The 15,069-nt window shown below is 72.4% G+C and carries 17 protein-coding genes and 1 pseudogene; 8 read left to right on the top strand and 10 right to left on the bottom strand.

The annotated features are described in order from the left end of the window. Positions 1-91: 91 nt before the first annotated feature. From ACFYZZ_RS21190 to ACFYZZ_RS21180, 3 genes are all read right to left on the bottom strand, one after another. A complete protein-coding gene (locus tag ACFYZZ_RS21190; protein ID WP_389177997.1) occupies positions 92-1,138 on the bottom strand; it encodes a protein kinase family protein in 1,047 nt (348 codons plus the stop codon). A gap of 10 nt (positions 1,139-1,148) precedes the next feature. Continuing rightward, positions 1,149-1,865, bottom strand: a complete 717-nt coding sequence (locus ACFYZZ_RS21185; RefSeq protein ID WP_389177994.1) for an MBL fold metallo-hydrolase — start codon at positions 1,863-1,865, stop codon at positions 1,149-1,151. 62 nt (positions 1,866-1,927) lie between these two features. Continuing rightward, positions 1,928-3,283 carry a dipeptidase gene (locus ACFYZZ_RS21180; protein ID WP_389177991.1) on the bottom strand — a complete coding sequence of 452 codons (1,356 nt, stop codon included), beginning with the start codon at positions 3,281-3,283 and terminating at the stop codon, positions 1,928-1,930. A 131-nt stretch (positions 3,284-3,414) separates the two neighbouring features. Between ACFYZZ_RS21180 and ACFYZZ_RS21175 the strand changes: the two genes are divergently transcribed. Beyond that, on the top strand, positions 3,415-4,677 hold the full coding sequence (locus ACFYZZ_RS21175; RefSeq protein ID WP_389177988.1) for a geranylgeranyl reductase family protein: 1,263 nt from the start codon (positions 3,415-3,417) through the stop codon (positions 4,675-4,677). Here ACFYZZ_RS21175 and ACFYZZ_RS21170 read toward each other — a convergent pair. Then, positions 4,667-5,116 carry a nitroreductase family deazaflavin-dependent oxidoreductase gene (locus ACFYZZ_RS21170; RefSeq protein WP_389177985.1) on the bottom strand — a complete coding sequence of 150 codons (450 nt, stop codon included), beginning with the start codon at positions 5,114-5,116 and terminating at the stop codon, positions 4,667-4,669. The genes ACFYZZ_RS21175 and ACFYZZ_RS21170 overlap by 11 nt on opposite strands. A gap of 146 nt (positions 5,117-5,262) precedes the next feature. Here ACFYZZ_RS21170 and ACFYZZ_RS21165 point away from each other — a divergent pair, with 146 nt between their 5' ends. Further along, positions 5,263-5,952: a TetR/AcrR family transcriptional regulator gene (locus ACFYZZ_RS21165; protein WP_389177982.1), complete on the top strand. Its 690-nt coding sequence runs from the start codon at positions 5,263-5,265 to the stop codon at positions 5,950-5,952. Between the two features lie 33 nt (positions 5,953-5,985). On the opposite strand, the gene ACFYZZ_RS21160 is transcribed toward ACFYZZ_RS21165, so the two are convergent. Beyond that, a complete protein-coding gene (locus ACFYZZ_RS21160) occupies positions 5,986-7,038 on the bottom strand; it encodes a medium chain dehydrogenase/reductase family protein (protein WP_389177979.1) in 1,053 nt (350 codons plus the stop codon). Positions 7,039-7,217: 179 nt separating this feature from the next. Here ACFYZZ_RS21160 and ACFYZZ_RS21155 point away from each other — a divergent pair, with 179 nt between their 5' ends. From ACFYZZ_RS21155 to ACFYZZ_RS21145, 3 genes are all read left to right on the top strand, one after another. Further along, positions 7,218-7,868, top strand: a complete 651-nt coding sequence (locus tag ACFYZZ_RS21155; RefSeq protein WP_389177976.1) for a TetR/AcrR family transcriptional regulator — start codon at positions 7,218-7,220, stop codon at positions 7,866-7,868. Between the two features lie 91 nt (positions 7,869-7,959). Then, on the top strand, positions 7,960-9,180 hold the full coding sequence (locus ACFYZZ_RS21150; RefSeq protein ID WP_389177973.1) for a sensor histidine kinase: 1,221 nt from the start codon (positions 7,960-7,962) through the stop codon (positions 9,178-9,180). Further along, positions 9,177-9,842, top strand: a complete 666-nt coding sequence (locus ACFYZZ_RS21145) for a response regulator (protein WP_386575136.1) — start codon at positions 9,177-9,179, stop codon at positions 9,840-9,842. Before ACFYZZ_RS21150 ends, ACFYZZ_RS21145 begins: the two co-directional genes overlap by 4 nt. Here the strand turns inward: ACFYZZ_RS21145 and ACFYZZ_RS21140 are convergent. Beyond that, positions 9,803-10,087 carry a DUF6332 family protein gene (locus ACFYZZ_RS21140; protein ID WP_389177970.1) on the bottom strand — a complete coding sequence of 95 codons (285 nt, stop codon included), beginning with the start codon at positions 10,085-10,087 and terminating at the stop codon, positions 9,803-9,805. The genes ACFYZZ_RS21145 and ACFYZZ_RS21140 overlap by 40 nt on opposite strands. Before the next feature lie 74 nt (positions 10,088-10,161). Beyond that, the gene (locus ACFYZZ_RS21135; RefSeq protein ID WP_389177968.1) at positions 10,162-11,652 is read right to left on the bottom strand and encodes an MFS transporter; all 1,491 of its coding nucleotides are present in this window, start codon (positions 11,650-11,652) and stop codon (positions 10,162-10,164) included. 85 nt (positions 11,653-11,737) lie between these two features. Here ACFYZZ_RS21135 and ACFYZZ_RS21130 point away from each other — a divergent pair, with 85 nt between their 5' ends. Further along, entirely contained in the window at positions 11,738-12,136 is a 399-nt protein-coding gene (locus tag ACFYZZ_RS21130) for a MarR family winged helix-turn-helix transcriptional regulator (protein ID WP_389177965.1), read from the top strand. A 7-nt stretch (positions 12,137-12,143) separates the two neighbouring features. Here the strand turns inward: ACFYZZ_RS21130 and ACFYZZ_RS21125 are convergent, their stop codons facing one another. After that, positions 12,144-12,884 carry a maleylpyruvate isomerase family mycothiol-dependent enzyme gene (locus ACFYZZ_RS21125; protein ID WP_389177962.1) on the bottom strand — a complete coding sequence of 247 codons (741 nt, stop codon included), beginning with the start codon at positions 12,882-12,884 and terminating at the stop codon, positions 12,144-12,146. 201 nt (positions 12,885-13,085) lie between these two features. Here ACFYZZ_RS21125 and ACFYZZ_RS21120 point away from each other — a divergent pair. Both ACFYZZ_RS21120 and ACFYZZ_RS21115 read left to right on the top strand, forming a co-directional pair. Further along, positions 13,086-13,502: pseudogene (locus ACFYZZ_RS21120) on the top strand (LacI family transcriptional regulator); the annotation flags it as partial. Then, on the top strand, positions 13,415-13,885 hold the full coding sequence (locus ACFYZZ_RS21115) for a substrate-binding domain-containing protein (RefSeq protein ID WP_389178269.1): 471 nt from the start codon (positions 13,415-13,417) through the stop codon (positions 13,883-13,885). The pseudogene ACFYZZ_RS21120 and the gene ACFYZZ_RS21115, both read left to right, overlap by 88 nt. 11 nt (positions 13,886-13,896) lie before the next feature. Here ACFYZZ_RS21115 and ACFYZZ_RS21110 read toward each other — a convergent pair whose 3' ends face one another. Further along, positions 13,897-14,139 (bottom strand): hypothetical protein, encoded by a 243-nt coding sequence (locus ACFYZZ_RS21110; RefSeq protein WP_208643372.1) that lies wholly within the window; start codon positions 14,137-14,139, stop codon positions 13,897-13,899. Positions 14,140-14,238: 99 nt separating this feature from the next. After that, positions 14,239-14,958, bottom strand: a complete 720-nt coding sequence (locus tag ACFYZZ_RS21105; protein ID WP_389177959.1) for an SDR family oxidoreductase — start codon at positions 14,956-14,958, stop codon at positions 14,239-14,241. Between the last annotated feature and the right edge of the window lie 111 nt (positions 14,959-15,069).

Raw genomic sequence — 15,069 nt, 5'->3', positions numbered from 1 at the left:
CCCTGGCTCTTCTACGGATGTCCTCGCCCACAGATGTCCTGGACCGAGCCGCTCTCCACGATCCGCCCGGCGTGAACCCGGTGGCCTGCCACTACGCCGAGCGCATCGAGTCGTCGTAGGCGCGGCTCAGTTCGGCGTCCGGGTACGGGGTCAGCCGGCTCTCCCGCACGAGCGGCCGGCTGAAGTCGCCCATGGCGGCGGCGACGGGCGCGTAGCGGGTCAGCAGCTCGGCGGCGGCCCGGGGAATGCCCTCGGGCCGGACACCGGCGGCCAGCGCCCGGATGTACTCCTCGCGTTTCTCCCGGCCGTACCCGTACAGCGCGGTGACGAGCCAGATCACCAGGTGATAGACGGTGTAGACGCGGTCGTAGTTCCGGTGCCGGTCGAGAAACTCCCGCTCCTCGTCGTCCAGTTGGAAGGCGGATCCGAGTGAGAGGCCGAAGTCGGTGAGGTACAGCCTGCGGCCGTCGGTCAGGATGTTGCGGAAGTGGGCGTCGAAGTGCAGGAGTCGGTACGACTCCAGCGCATCGGTCAGTTCCGTCAGGCTCTCCGCCACCCAGGTGCACGCCGCGTCCGCGCGGTCCGTGCGCAGTTCGGCTTCCAGCCAGTCGTGCAGGGTGTGCGGGACGTGCTCCAGGAACAGGGTCAGGCTCGCGGAGGCCGTCCGCAGAGCTTCGAGGCGTTCCCGCACGCCCGCGCCCCAGTAGGCCACGGCCCGCTCCACGTCGGCGAGTTCGTCGGGGAGAGGCTGGGGCTCGTCGGGCAGGACCCGCCAGTGGTGCAGCAGCGGAAAGCCAGGGAACCCTCCGGCCGCCGCACTCTCCGTGGTCAGCGTGTGCGCGGCCAACTCCCGCCAGGCGGTGTATCCCGGGCTGCCGATGCCGTAGTGGCAGTACGACGGCAGGCCGAACAGGTTCGCCGTCGACCGCGCGTTCTCGGGCAGTCGCTCCAGGTCCGTCAGCGGCACCCGCTTCACGAACACCGGCCGGCCGTCGACCAGGAGGCGTACGGCTCTGCCGCCGATGCCCGTGCCGAGCGGCTCGCCCGTCGCGACCAGCTCGGCCAGCTCCCGGTCGCCCAGCGGGGCGAGGGAACGGGCGATGCGGGTGTGGGCGGCGAGGCGTTCGGGGAAGGTCATGCCCCCATGATCAGCCGGTGGCCGGGTGGCTGTCCGCCGCTTTCCGGAGTGCGGCCGCGGCCCTGCCCACCACCGGGTCACCGTGCCCGAAGCAGGCCACGTCCGAGTCGAGGGTCGCCAACCGGTGGAACGAGCCGAGGAGTTGGGGGCGGTCGAGGTTGAACACGCCCGGCATCACCGCTCCGTCGACCGGCGAGGCCGCCACCGTGTCACCGGTGAACAGCACGCCCTCGCCGGGAAGGAACAGGGCGATGCTGCCGTCCGTGTGCCCCGGTGCATGGACGACCCGCGCGCCGCCGGCGAAGTCGAGCACGTCACCGTCGGACACGGGAGTGACGCTGCGCGGGCGCACCGGCTCGCCCTGGGGAAGGTGCCTGGACACCTCCGCGTGGATGGGGAGTTCCCAGTCCTCGAACTGCGGGGGCGGGCCGGGGAGTTCACCCCGGACGAAGGGCGCGTCCAGGTCGTGGGCCAGTACCTCGGCGCCGCTGAGCGCGGCGAACTCGGCCGCCCCGCCCGCGTGGTCCTCGTGGAAATGGGTCAGCACGATCCGTCGTACGTCCCTGGGGGCGCGGCCCAGCGCGGTGAGCGCGTCGGCGATCGTGCGGCCCGCGCCGATCGAGCCCGCGTCGATCAGCGTGGACTCCGTGTCATCGTGCCAGAGGTAGGCCTGGCCGACCGGGAAGCGCAGGAGGTGGAGGCGGGGGAGCAGTTCGATGACGTCCATGCGCCGACGCTAGGCAGCGCCCCCGCCGTCGGGCGAGGGCGCTCTGCTGTCAGCAGAGGACTTCAGCCCGCCGCGTAGTTCCGCAGGAACAGTGCCTCGGCGACCGAAAGCCGCTCCAGTTCCTCGGGGGACACGCTCTCGTTGACCGCGTGGATCTGTGCCTCCGGCTCGCTCAGGCCGATCAGCAGGATCTCCGCCTCCGGGTAGAGGACGGCGAGGGTGTTGCACAGCGGGATGGAGCCGCCCTGGCCGGCGTACTGCATGGTCTCGCCCGGGTAGGCGACCGCCATCGCGTCGGCCATCGCCTGGTAAGCCGGGCTGGAGGGGTCGGCGCGGAACGCCTGGCCCTGGCCGATCTGCTCGGTGCTCACCCGTGCGCCCCACGGAGTGTGGGCCTCGATGTGGGCCTGGAGCAGCTTGGTGGCCTCGGCCGAGTCGACGCCCGGCGGCACCCGCAGGCTGATCAGGGCGCGGGCGCTCGACTGGACCGACGGGGTGGCGCCCACCACTGGCGGGCAGTCGATGCCGAGGACGGTGACGGCCGGGCGGGCCCAGATGCGGTCGGCCACCGAGCCGTCACCGATCAGACCGACCCCGTTGAGCACCTTGGCGTCCTTGCGGAACTGCTCCTCGGTGTACTCGAGACCGTCCCACTGCGCCGTGGCGTCGAGGCCGTCGACCGTGGTCGAGCCGTCCTCCGCGCGCAGGGAGTCCAGGACGCGGATCAGCGAGGCCAGCGCGTCCGGGGCGGCGCCGCCGAACTGGCCCGAGTGCAGGTTGCCCGCGAGGGTGTCGATCCGGACCCGGACCAGCGTCATACCGCGCAGGGTGGTGGTCACCGTCGGCAGGCCCACGCGGAAGTTGCCCGCGTCACCGATGACGATCGTGTCCGCCCTCAGCAGCTCGGGGTGCTGCTCGGCGTACCGCTCCAGACCGCCCGTGCCCTGCTCCTCGGAGCCCTCGACGATCACCTTCACGTGCACGGGGATGCCGCCGTTCGCCTTCAGGGCGCGCAGCGCGAGCAGGTGCATGATCGCACCGCCCTTGCAGTCGGCGGTCCCGCGGCCGTACCAGCGGCCGTCCCGCTCGGTCAGCTCGAACGGCGGGGTGTCCCAGCCGGCCTCGTCCAGCGGCGGCTGCACGTCGTAGTGCGCGTAGAGCAGAACCGTTTTTGCACCCTCGGGGCCCGGCAGGTAGCCGTACACCGACTGTGTGCCGTCGGGGGTGTCGAGGATGGCCACGTCCACGAAGTCCTCGGCGCGCAGCGCGTCGGCGATCCAGTTCGCGGCACCCTCGCTCTCGCTCTTCGGGAACTGCGCGAAGTCCGCCACCGACTTGAAGGCGACCAGTTCGGTCAGCTCCGCCTTCGCCCGTGGCAGCAGCGAGGCGACGGTCTCGGCGACCGGATTCGACGACATGGGCACGCTCCTCGTGGGTGCGACGTTGTACGGCTGGATAGACCGATCCTCCCACAATGGCCTGCGACGACGGTCGCCGTAGGATGCGGGGGACAGGTGCGGCAGCGGCTTGATCGGAGCAGTAGACCATCGTGAGCGGCGAGAACTCTTCGGCGGACGACGTGCAGCGGGTGTGGGACGTCGTCGTGGTGGGCGCGGGACCCGCGGGGGCCTCGGCCGCCTACGCGGCTGCGGTCGCGGGGCGACGCGTGCTGTTGCTGGAGAAAGCCGAGCTGCCGCGTTACAAGACGTGCGGCGGCGGCATCATCGGCCCCTCGCGCGACGCGCTGCCGCCCGGGTTCGAGCTGCCCTTCCAGGACCGTGTGCACGCGGTGACGTTCTCGAACAACGGGCGCTTCACCCGCACCCGCCGCTCCAAGCAGATGCTGTTCGGGCTGATCAACCGGCCCGAGTTCGACCAGCAGCTGGTCGAGCACGCCCAGAAGGCGGGCGCCGAACTGCGCACGGGCGTCACGGTGCAGCGCGTCGAGCAGCACGGCTCCGCGGTGCCGGACCGGCGCACGGTCGCCGTGGTGCTCCAGGGCGGGGAGACCGTCCTGGCCCGCGCGGTGGTCGGCGCCGACGGCAGCGCCAGCCGCATAGGGGCGCACGTCGGGGTGAAGCTGGACCAGGTCGACCTCGGCCTGGAGGCGGAGATCCCGGTCCCGGAGACGGTCGCCGAGGACTGGAAGGGCCGGGTGCTCATCGACTGGGGCCCCATGCCGGGCAGTTACGGCTGGGTCTTCCCGAAGGGCGACACCCTGACGGTCGGTGTGATCTCGGCGCGCGGCGAAGGCGCCGCCACCAAGCGGTACTTGGAGGACTTCATCGCCCGGCTCGGGCTGGCCGGCTTCGAGCCGAGCATCTCCTCCGGGCATCTGACGCGCTGCCGCGCCGACGACTCGCCGCTCTCCCGCGGCCGGGTGCTGGTCTGCGGTGACGCGGCGGGCCTGCTGGAGCCGTGGACCCGTGAGGGCATCTCCTTCGCGCTGCGCTCGGGCCGGCTGGCGGGGGAGTGGGCGGTCCGGATCGCCGAGGGGCACGACGCCGTCGACACCCGTCGCCAGGCCCTGAACTACGCGTTCGCGATCAAGGCGGGGCTGGGCGTGGAGATGAGCGTCGGCAAGCGCATGCTGGCCGCGTTCGAGCGCCGTCCCGGCATCTTCCACGCGGCCCTCACCGGCTTCCGTCCCGCCTGGCGCGCGTTCAAGGAGATCACGCAGGGCTCGACGTCCCTGGGTGAGCTGGTCCGGGCGCACCCGCTCGCCCAGCGCGCCCTGACCGCGCTGGACCGGGGGCCGGCGACCGCGGCGGAGGGCCCCGTCGCCGCGGCGGAGGACCCCGTCACTTCGTGACGGTGATCCGGAAGACCGGGTGGTCGGGGGCGATGCGGCGCAGGTCCGCGTCCGGGGAGTCGGGGCCGACGCCGTTGAAGAAGACGCCGACCTCGGCCTTCCAGCGCTTGAGGTAGGCCCGCAGCAGCGGGATCTTGTCGTCGTCGGCGACCTCGGTGGCGGTGAAGACGTCCGCGTTCTTGCCGAGCCGCAATTCGCCGCCGCCGGCGGCGCGCATGTTGTGGGTCCACTGGACGTGGCCGCGCGGGGCGACCAGGTAGTGCTGTCCGTCCACCGTCAGCAGGTTCACCGGAGTGGTGCGCCACTGCCCGCTCTTGCGACCGCGGACCGCGAGGACACGGGAGCCCCAGACGCTGACGCCGCGCCGGGTCAGCCAGGACACCGCCCGGTTGAAGACGTTGACGGTGAACCAGCCGGGCTTTTGGACGTGTGCCGACATCGTGACCCCCACAGTTTGGAAGAGCGGTGCTCTCGCTTGATTCCAGTGTGGGGGAGGCAGGCACGCCATTGCAAGAGCACTGCTCTCATTTTTGTTCGACGCTCTCGTTTGTGTGCACTGCTCTGCCGTCGTGGCACACTGCAGGCATGAGCACCACACAGGGCGCCCGCGCCCGGGCCAGGATCGAAGTCACCGCCGCCATCAAGGACGAGGCGCGCAGACAGCTCGCGGCGGAGGGTGCGGCCAAGCTCTCGCTGCGGGCCGTGGCCCGTGCGCTGGGCATGGTCTCCTCGGCGCTCTACCGCTACTTCCCGAGCCGCGACGAGCTGCTGACCGCGCTGATCATCGACGCCTACGACTCCCTCGGCGAGGCTGCGGAGGCGGCCCACGGGGCGGTCGCCGACACGGACCATGTGCGGCGCTGGACGGCCGTGTGCGAGGCGGCGCGCGCCTGGGCCCTCGCCCATCCGCACGAGTACGCCCTGATCTACGGATCGCCCGTCCCCGGCTACGCCGCCCCCGAGACCACCGTCCCGGCCGCCTCCCGCGTCGGCCTGCTCCTCATCGGCATCGTCCGTGACGCCCACCAGGGTCCCGGCCTCGCCGACCTGCCCCTGTCGGCCGAGCTGCGCCCCGAAGCCGAGCGCATGGCGGCGGACCTGGCCCCCGACCTGCCTCCCGAGGCGGCCGTGGCGCTGGTGGCGGCCTGGGCCGAGCTGTTCGGGCTGGTCGGGTTCGAGCTGTTCGGGCAGTTCCACCGGGTGGTCGAGGACCGGGAGACCTTCTTCCGGCACGCGGCCGCCCGGCTCGCCCACGGCGTGGGACTGCGCCCCTGACGGCCGGAGTCCGGGCCCGGCTCCCGGCCTCACCTACGCCCCCGGGATCAGGACGACCTTCCCGGCCACCGTGCCGGACTCCGCCAGCCGCATCGCCTGCGCGACCTCGGTGAGCGGCAGCCGGGCGGCGATCCGCGCGGTGACCTCGCCGCGCTCCAGGGCGTGGAACACCTGGGTGAGGTCGGCGCGCAGCCGGGTCCGGAAGCGGTCCTTGCTCAGGGCCCGGCCCGCCCAGACGTTGAAGAAGTACGCGTGGCGGCCGTTCGGCAGCGCGTTCCACCACGACACCCGGCCGAGAATCTTCAGGACGGGCCACTGCTTGGAGCCCGTGTCGTCCCGGGTGGTGGCGCTGCCGTAGGCGACGAGGGTCCCGCCGGGGGCGAGCAGCCGCCAGGAGTCGGTGACGCTGCGCCCGCCGAGGTGGTCGAAGACGGCGTCGACCCCGCCGGGGGCGAGTTCCCGGACCCGGGCCGGGACGTTCTCGGTGCGGTAGTCGACGGGGACGACGCCCAGCTCGCGCAGGGCCTCGTGGTGGCGAGCGGACGCCGTGCCGATCACCTTCAGGCCCGCCGCCCGCGCGAGTTGGACCAGGACCGTGCCGACACCGCCGTTGGCGCCGTGGACCAGGATCGTCCCGCCGCTGCGCACCCGGGCCCTGCGGTGCAGCATCTGCCACGCGGTGATCCCGTTGACCACCAGCGTCTCGGCCTCCGCGGCGCCGATCCCGGCGGGCACCTCCACCGCGTCGCCCGCGTCGAGCACCACGTGGCTGGCCCAGCCGCCCACCTTGACCAGCGCCGCCACCCGCTTGCCGACGAGACCCGGCGCGACGCCGGTGCCGGCCGTGAGAACCGTGCCGACCAGGTCGTAGCCGGGCACGAACGGGAACGGCGGCTGGTCGTAGTAGCGGCCCCGGCGCATCTGCTGCTCCGCGAAGGACACGCCGGTGGCCTCCACCCGCACCACGATCTGCCCGGCGCCCGGCAGCGGGATGTCCCGGCGCCGGAGCTGCAGCTCCTCGGGCTCGACCGTGCCCGGCAGGACGACCTCGACGAGTTCCTTGCTCTCCGTGCTGACGCTTTCCATGACGACCTCCGGGTCGGAGAAGGAGCGCTAGAGCGCTTCGCTTGAGTTAGAAGCTATAACTAAAATGACCCTCCCTTCGTTCGGTGTCAAGCTCTCGCGGACAACTTCGTCAAGCCCCTCGTTACGCCCTCTCTCGGCAGTGATAGGTTGAAACTCCGAAGACGAGGAGCGTGAGGGCGATGGCGGCAGGCGCGGCAAGTCCCCGGGAGCGGTACCGCAGTCAGGTGCGCGCGGAGATCAAGGCACGGGCCTGGGAACAGATCGCCACGGCGGGGGCGTCGGGGCTGTCCCTCAACGCCATCGCCAAGGAGCTGGGCATGAGCGGCCCCGCGCTCTACCGGTATTTCGGCGGCCGGGACGACCTGATCACCGAGCTGGTCCGGGACGCCTACCGCAGCCTGGCCGACACCTTCCGCGCCGCGGCCGACGCGGGCTCGGGGCTGCCCGGCCTGGCCGGAGCGCTGCGCCGCTGGGCGCTGGAGGACCCCCAGCGCTACTTCCTCGTCTACGGCACGCCGGTCCCCGGCTATCAGGCGCCGGAGGACACCACCGCGATCGCCCGGGAGATCATGGCGGCCCTGCTCGACGCGTGCGCGGCCGAGGAGCCCCAGGCCGCGTCAGCCGACGCGCTCGAGACCCACCTCGCCGACCACCGCCAGTGGGCCGGCGACCACACCGCCCCGCCGCACGTCCTGCGCCGTGCCCTGGCCTTCTGGACCCGTCTGCACGGGATGCTCTCCCTCGAACTCGCCGGCCACTTCACGGGTATGGGCTTCGACCCGGAGCTGCTGTTCACCGCCGAGGTGGAGGGGCTGACCGGCGGGCGCTGAGCGCACGGGCGGTCGTACTCCCCGGGGAGTATCCGTGATCACCTCGCCCGGCTGACGTCCGCGCGGCCCGTCGGCGTCTAGCGTGGCGGGCATGGAAGAGCAGCGCGGAGGCGGCCCCTCGCACTGGTGGCGGTACGGGCCACCGTGGGGGAACCGGCCCGACGAACCGGAGTCGCACACCGCCCGCCTGCCCTGGCGCTCCACGGCGCTGATCGCCGTGTTCGTGCTCGCCGGCTCGAACTTCGCCGCACACGCGCAGCCGCACCGGGAGCCGCTCGACGGGTACGCGCGCGTGCTGCTGCTCGTGGCCTCGCTCCTGTTGCTGTGGCGGCACCGCCACCCGGTGGCCGTCGTCTTCGGTACGGCGGCTGCGGCGTTGGTCTACCTGAGCGCGGGCTATCCCTACGGCCCGGTGTTCCTGACCGTCGCGGTCGGTTGCTTCAGTGCCGTCGTCGCCGGGCACCGGCGGGCCGCCTGGGCCGCACTCGGCCTGCTGTGGGCCGGGCACGCCCTGGTCGCGCTCTGGCTGTACCGGTGGCTTCCGCCCAAGGGCGACACGGCGGCGAGCGTGGGGCAGGAGATCGTCGTCGCCACCTGGGTGCTGGCCATCGTCGCGCTCTCCGAACTCGCCCGGGTACGCCGCGAGCAGTGGGCGCGCGAGCGCGCGGACCGCGCCCAGGCCGCCAAGCGGCGCGCCGACGAGGAGCGGCTGCGGATCGCCCGTGAGCTGCACGACGTACTCGCGCACAGCATCTCCGTCATCAACGTCCAGGCGGGCATGGGCCTCGCGCTGCTGGACAGCGACCCCGAACAGGCGCGCGCCGCGCTCACCACCATCAAGGCGGCCAGCAAGGAGGCCCTCGGCGAGGTGCGCCAGGTGCTCGACACGCTGCGCGCACCGGGCGCCGCGCCGCGCACCCCCGCGCCGGGCCTGGACCGGCTGCCGGAGCTGGTCGAACAGGCTGCGGCCGCCGGACTGACGGTCGACGTCCAGGGCGAGGCTCCCCACCTGCCGCCCGGCGCCGACCTCGCGGCCTTCCGCATCGTGCAGGAGGCCCTGACCAACGTCGTGCGGCACTCCGGATCGAGGCACGCGCGCGTGCGGTGCGAGCACGGCGGCGGCGAACTCCGGCTGTGCGTCGACGACGACGGGCCCGCGACCGGAGCCGACGCCGGCGGCAGCGGGAACGGGCTGGCCGGCATGCGGGAGCGGGCGGCCGCGCTCGGTGGCACCATCGAGGCGGGCCCGCGCCCCGACGGCGGCTTCCGGGTGCTCGCCGTACTGCCCTTGCCCACCAGGGAGGACCAGTGATCCGGGTACTGCTCGCCGACGACCAGTCGCTCGTGCGGGCCGGTTTCAAGGCGCTGCTCGACGCGCAGCCGGACATCGAGGTCGCCGGGGAGGCGGCCGACGGCGAGGAGGCCCTGCGCCGGGTGCGCGAACTGCGGCCCGACGTCGTCCTGATGGACATCCGCATGCCCCGGCTGGACGGCCTGGCCGCGACCCGCCGCATCACCGGGGACGCGGAGCTGAAGGATGTGAAGGTGGTCATGCTCACCACCTTCGAACTCGACGAGTACGTCTTCGAGGCGATCCGTTCGGGCGCCTCCGGGTTCCTGGTGAAGGACACCGAGCCGGACGAACTCGTGCGCGCGGTAAGGGCGGTGGTCGAGGGGGACGCGCTGCTGTCCCCGGGTGTCACGCGCCGGCTCATCGCCGAGTTCGCGGCCCGCTCCAAGGAGCCCGCGGCGGCGGACACGCTCGCCCAACTCACCGAGCGGGAGCGGGAGGTGATGGCGCTGGTCGGCATCGGCCTGTCCAACGAGGAGATCGCCCGCCGCCTGGTGGTCAGCCCGCTCACGGCCAAGACCCATGTGAGCCGCACGATGGTCAAGCTGGGCGCCCGGGACCGCGCCCAACTCGTCGTCCTCGCCTACGAGTCGGGACTCGTACGACCCGGCTGGCTCGGCTGACGCTCGCGCCGGAAACGGACCAGCACACTCACGACCCGGGCCACGAAGACCACCGGAGCGACCGCCAGGCCGAGCCGCAGCAAGGCGGCACCGAGCAGCCGCGGAAGATCGAAGAGCAGCGCCGGCCCGGCGACGGCCCCGAACACCACGGCCGCCGCGAAGGCGGCACTGACCAGCGCGTATCCGATTTCTACCGTGGCCGCGTCCTGCTCGGCCTTGTTACGCCGTCCCCCGTACGTGTCCATCCGGCCAGTCTCACAGACGTGCGCCCGGCGGGACAACCAACTCCCGCCGGGCGCACGCCTTGGAGGCGTTCCCCCTAGTCACGGACCGCCACGCGCTCCGCTTCCGCCTCCTGCACGGTGGATCCGGCGACCACGATCGACGGCTGGGCGCGACGGCTGCGCAGCCCGGTGAGTGTGATCAGCAGGCCGGCCACGGCGACGCCCGTGACGACCATGAAGCCCGGCCGGTAGCTGTCGAGGACGGCCTGCGGGGTGGCGTCGGCCGGTGCGGCCGCGGTCACCACGGCCGTCACGACGGCCAGGAAGATCGCCCCGCCCACCTGCACCGAGGTGTTGAGCAGCCCGGAGACCATGCCCTGCTCATGGTCCTCCACCCCGTTGGTGGCCTGGATGTTGAGCGAGGGGAAGACCAGCGCGCAGGCCGCGCCGATCAGCAGCATCGACGGCAGGATGACGGCCGCGTACACCGGGTCCAGGTCGACGCGCAGGAACAGCGCGTACCCGACGACCATCAGCGCGAAGCCGGTCGCGATCAGCCGCGGGGTGCCGAACCGGTCGACGATCGCGCCGACCTTCGTCGAGGACACCGCCACCAGCGCGCCCGCCGGCAGGAAGGCGAGCGCCGTGTGCAGCGCGGACCAGCCGAGCAGGGACTGCATGTACAGGGTCGTCAGGAACTGGAACCCGACGTACGAACCGAAGAAGGCCACCGCGCCGAGCTGGGCGCGGACCTGGCTGCCCGAGCGCAGCACCCCGAGCCGGACGAGCGGGCTCGGCGAGCGCCGCTCGACCAGGACGAACGCGGTCAGCAGGATGGCGACGGCCAGGAAGGACAGCAGCGTACGGGCGGAGGCCCAGCCCGCCTCGGGCGCCTGGACGACCGTGAAGACCAGCAGCAGCATCGACGCGGTGCCGATGACCGCGCCCGGGATGTCGTAGCCGGCGTGGGTCTTCTCGCGTGCGCTGCGCGGCAGCAGCTTGAGGCCGGCGACGAGCGCGATCAGTGCGATGGGTGCGGGCAGCAGCATGGTGAAGCGCCAGCTGGCCTCGGTGAGCAGGCCGGAGAGGACCAGGCCCATCGAGAAGCCGGTGGCGGCGCAGGTGGTGTAGATGGAGAGCGCGCGGTTGCGCAGCGGGCCCTCGGGGAACGTCGTGGTGATGATCGACAGGCCCGCCGGCGCCGTGAAGGCGGCGCTCAGGCCCTTGATGAAGCGGCTGGCGATCAGCAGCGGGCCCGAGTCCACGAGCCCGCCGAGCAGCGAGGCGAGCGCGAAGACGCCGAGGGCCACCAGGAACACCTGGCGCCGGCCGAGCAGGTCGGCGGTGCGACCGCCGAGGAGGAGCAGGCCGCCGTATCCCAGGATGTAGCCGCTGACGATCCATTGCAGCGTCGCCGTGGACAGATGGAGATCGGAGCCGATGGACGGCAGCGCGACGCCGACCATCGACACGTCGAGCGCGTCCAGGAACATCGCGGCGCACAGCACCAGCAGGGTGCCCCACAGCCGGGGAGTCCAGCGAACCGTCGAGGACGAGGCCGCAGGGGTGGTGAGCGGAGAGGTCATGCCGACGAGACTACATGCGCATGCATGAAATGCAAATGCATTTAATTCTGATGCAACAATCTCGTTTCTCTGCTACGGTGCGCCCATGGCGGCGAACAGGGCAGAGCGGGCGCTCGTGGAGCAGTGGCGGGACATCCTCGCGCTGCATGCCCGCATCCAGTGCGAGCTGGACCGGACCCTGCACGGACACGGCCTGTGCGCCAGCGACTTCGAGGTGCTCGACCTGCTCGCCGAGTCCGCGGCGGCGGACGGCAGCTGCGCCTACCGCGTCCAGGAGATCTCGGAGCGGGTCCATCTGAGCCAGAGCGCGCTGTCCCGGCTGATCGGCCGCCTGGAGAAGGACGGCCTCGTCGAGCGGGCCATGTGTTCGGAGGACCGGCGTGGGGTGCGCGTGGTGCTCACGGCCAAGGGGCGCGCGCTGCACGGCGAGGTACGGCCGATGCAGCGCGCGGTGCTGGCCCGGATGCTGGCCGACGCCGACTGACGGGGCCTCAGATCCCGGACGTCTCCCGCCACAGCGCCGCGAGCGCGGGATCACCCGTCACGCCCGGTACGGGCATTCGGTTCCATAGAGCCAGGTACAACTGGTCGGCCGGGCCCGCCAGTTCGGTCTCCGCCGCGCCGGATCCGTCCCGCGAGGTCACGGGCGGCTCCGTCGACAGCCGTACGGTCCACACCGCGTCCGCACCCGCGTCCACCGCTCGCACCCGCAGTACGCGCGGCTGCTCCGTGCGGACGCGGCTCCGGGGCCGGGCGTGGAAGCCGCGCAGCAGTTCGTCGATGCCGTCGGCCGCGAACTCCGTGGCGATCGGCGACGCCGTACCGCCCCGCGCGGCCTCGGCGTCGTAACGGTGGACGGCCGTCTCGTGCGCCTGCCGCCGGGTCCAGAACGCCAGCGGCGAGGGGGAGGGTGCCGGGTGGAAGGTCCAGCACTCCAGGTCGGCCGGCGCGGCGGCCAGGGTCTCCACCAGCCGGCGGTGGCTGTCCCGGTACCAGGCCACCAGCTCGGCGCCGTCCAGGTCGGGGCCGTCGGTGAGGGGGCGCGGCGCGGTGTGCGCGTCGGCGACGAGCGCCGTGGCCCAGCGGTGCACCGCGCCCGTGTGCCGCAGCAGGTCCTTGACCTGCCACTCCGGGCAGGTCGGCACCTTGGCGTCCGTACCCGCAAGCTCGGCAGCGGCGGCCAGCAGCCGGCCCTCCCGGTCCAGGGTCTCGAGGAATTCGGCAGTCTCCATGGGGGCGAGTGTGCCGGATGGAGCATGCTCGAAGGCCTGTGTTCCGCTCAGCGGGTTCCGTTGGCGGCGAACCGGGCGACGCTGTCGACGCTGGACTTGTCGACGAAGGCCGGACCGGTCAAGGTCGCCGCCGACCTCGGCTACCAGGTCGACCGCACAACCAGCCCGCTGGCCAGCAGACGCAGCCGGCTGTTCGGCGTCATGGTCGACGTCCACAGCCCCTTCCACGCCGAACTCGTCGAGCATCTGCACGCCGCGGCCGAGGAGTTCGGCTACGACCTGGTGCTGAGCACCCAGACCCGCACCCGCGACGAGCAGACCGCCGTCGAGACCCTGCTCGCCTTCCGCAGCGAGGCGCTCATCCTGCTCGGCCCGGTCGCCCCCGCCGACACCCTCGCCGCCCTGCACCGCAAGGTGCCCGTGGTCGCCGTGGGCCGTCGTATCCCCGGCGCACAGCTCGACGTCGTACGCACCGCGGACGACGACGGAGTCGGCCAGGTCGTCGACCATCTGGTCGCCCTCGGGCACCGCTGCATCGTCCACGTGGACGGCGGCAAGGGCGTCATCGCCACCGACCGCCGCCGCGGCTACCGGGACGCCATGCGTCGGCACGGCCTCGCCGAGCACATCCGGATCCTGTCCGGCGACCACACCGAGCGGTCCGGGGGGCGCGCGGCCCGCGGCACCTGCTCGACGAGGGCGAACTCCCCACCGCCGTCGTGGCCTACAACGACCAGTGCGCCATCGGCGTCCTCGCCGCCCTGTCCCGCGCGGGTGTGCCCGTCCCCGGCCGGGTCTCGGTCGCCGGCTACGACGACGACGCGCTCTCCCGCCTGAGCCTCGTCGACCTCACGACGGTCAGCCAGAGCGCGGAGGACCAGGCCCGACACGCGGTCCGGGCGGCGGTGGAGCGGCTCGACGAGGGGCGCAAGGAGCCGCGCGAGGTGGTGCTGGCGCCGCGGCTCGTGATCCGGGGGAGCACGGGAGGGGTGAAGCCCTGACGCCACGCCGGCTACTCGACAGCCGGATCCTCCTGCGCATGCCGCACCGCACACTTCACCGCCTGTTCCACTTCGTACCGGCTCGCCTCGGTCGCTTCGGCATGCGCGGTGATCGCCGCCTGTACGGCCTCCGATGCCGTGCGCCAGCGGCGCCACTGCTCGTCGTACTCGTCGCCGGTCAGGCCGGCCAGTCTGGCCCGCTCCTCTTCGGCGGAACGTTCCAGCTTGATCAATTCATCCGGGATGTCTGCCATGTCCGGATCCTAAGCGCGCTCGGCCGGTGTGTTCTCGGTGTGTTCCCGCTGGGCATCCGGGTTTTGTTTGTGCGCGGCATAAACGCAGGCCAGTAGGGGTCAGATCGCCTCGAGTCCCTTGCCCGTCACGGCCAGCGTAGTCTTCTGGCGGAGTTCCTCGTGCGTGGCGATCGACACGATGGCGCGGGCAACCCCGGCGGGGTCCAGCGGTACGGGGTAGTGCTCCTTCAGGTGGGCCTCGGCCGACCGGCCGTTCAGGGCGCCGTACGCGGCGGCCGCGGCCTCACCGATCACGGTGCCGACCAGCAGCTGGCGCGGGACCAGGGCGACGAACCGGATCCCGAGGTCGCGGGCGTCTGCGGCGTACTGAAGGTAGTCGGCCAGGAACATCTGCATCCGCTTGGCGCCCGCGTAGCCGCCCGACAGCGGCGAGCCGCCGAGCGCGGCGCCGCTGGACACGATCACCACGGTCGAGTCCGGACGCAGCGGCCGGGCCAGGGCGGCACGGCCGACCTCGAAGGCGATCTTCACGTCGACGTTCCACGGTGCCGAGAACGACTCCCAGCTCTGTTCCTCGACCGGCGCCATCCGCGGGCGCACACCCGCGGCGACCACGACGAGGTCCGGGTCGGCCTCGGCGAGGAGCGCGGCCACCTGAGCGGGGTCCGTGGCGTCCCGCTCGTGGCCAGTGGCCAGGACATGGGCTCCGGCGGCGGTGAGGGCGTCGGCAGTGGCACGGCCGACGCCGCTGCCGGCGCCGATGACGAGGGCGTTGCGGACGGTCGTGACGGTGCTTGGTGATGCCGCGATGTTCGTCATGGCGGTGATCTCCGTTCCTCATCGAGACGCGGTATCGAGATGCGGTATCGAGACGCGGTGGAAATGCAGTCGCCTGTTGAGACACGGCCGCCGCGGAGAACTCACCGATGA

Source organism: Streptomyces sp. NPDC001816 (genome assembly GCF_042892235.1).
Lineage (GTDB): Bacteria > Actinomycetota > Actinomycetes > Streptomycetales > Streptomycetaceae > Streptomyces.
The sequence above is the reverse complement of the archived record's forward strand: the minus strand, read 5'-3'. Positions and strand labels throughout refer to the sequence as shown.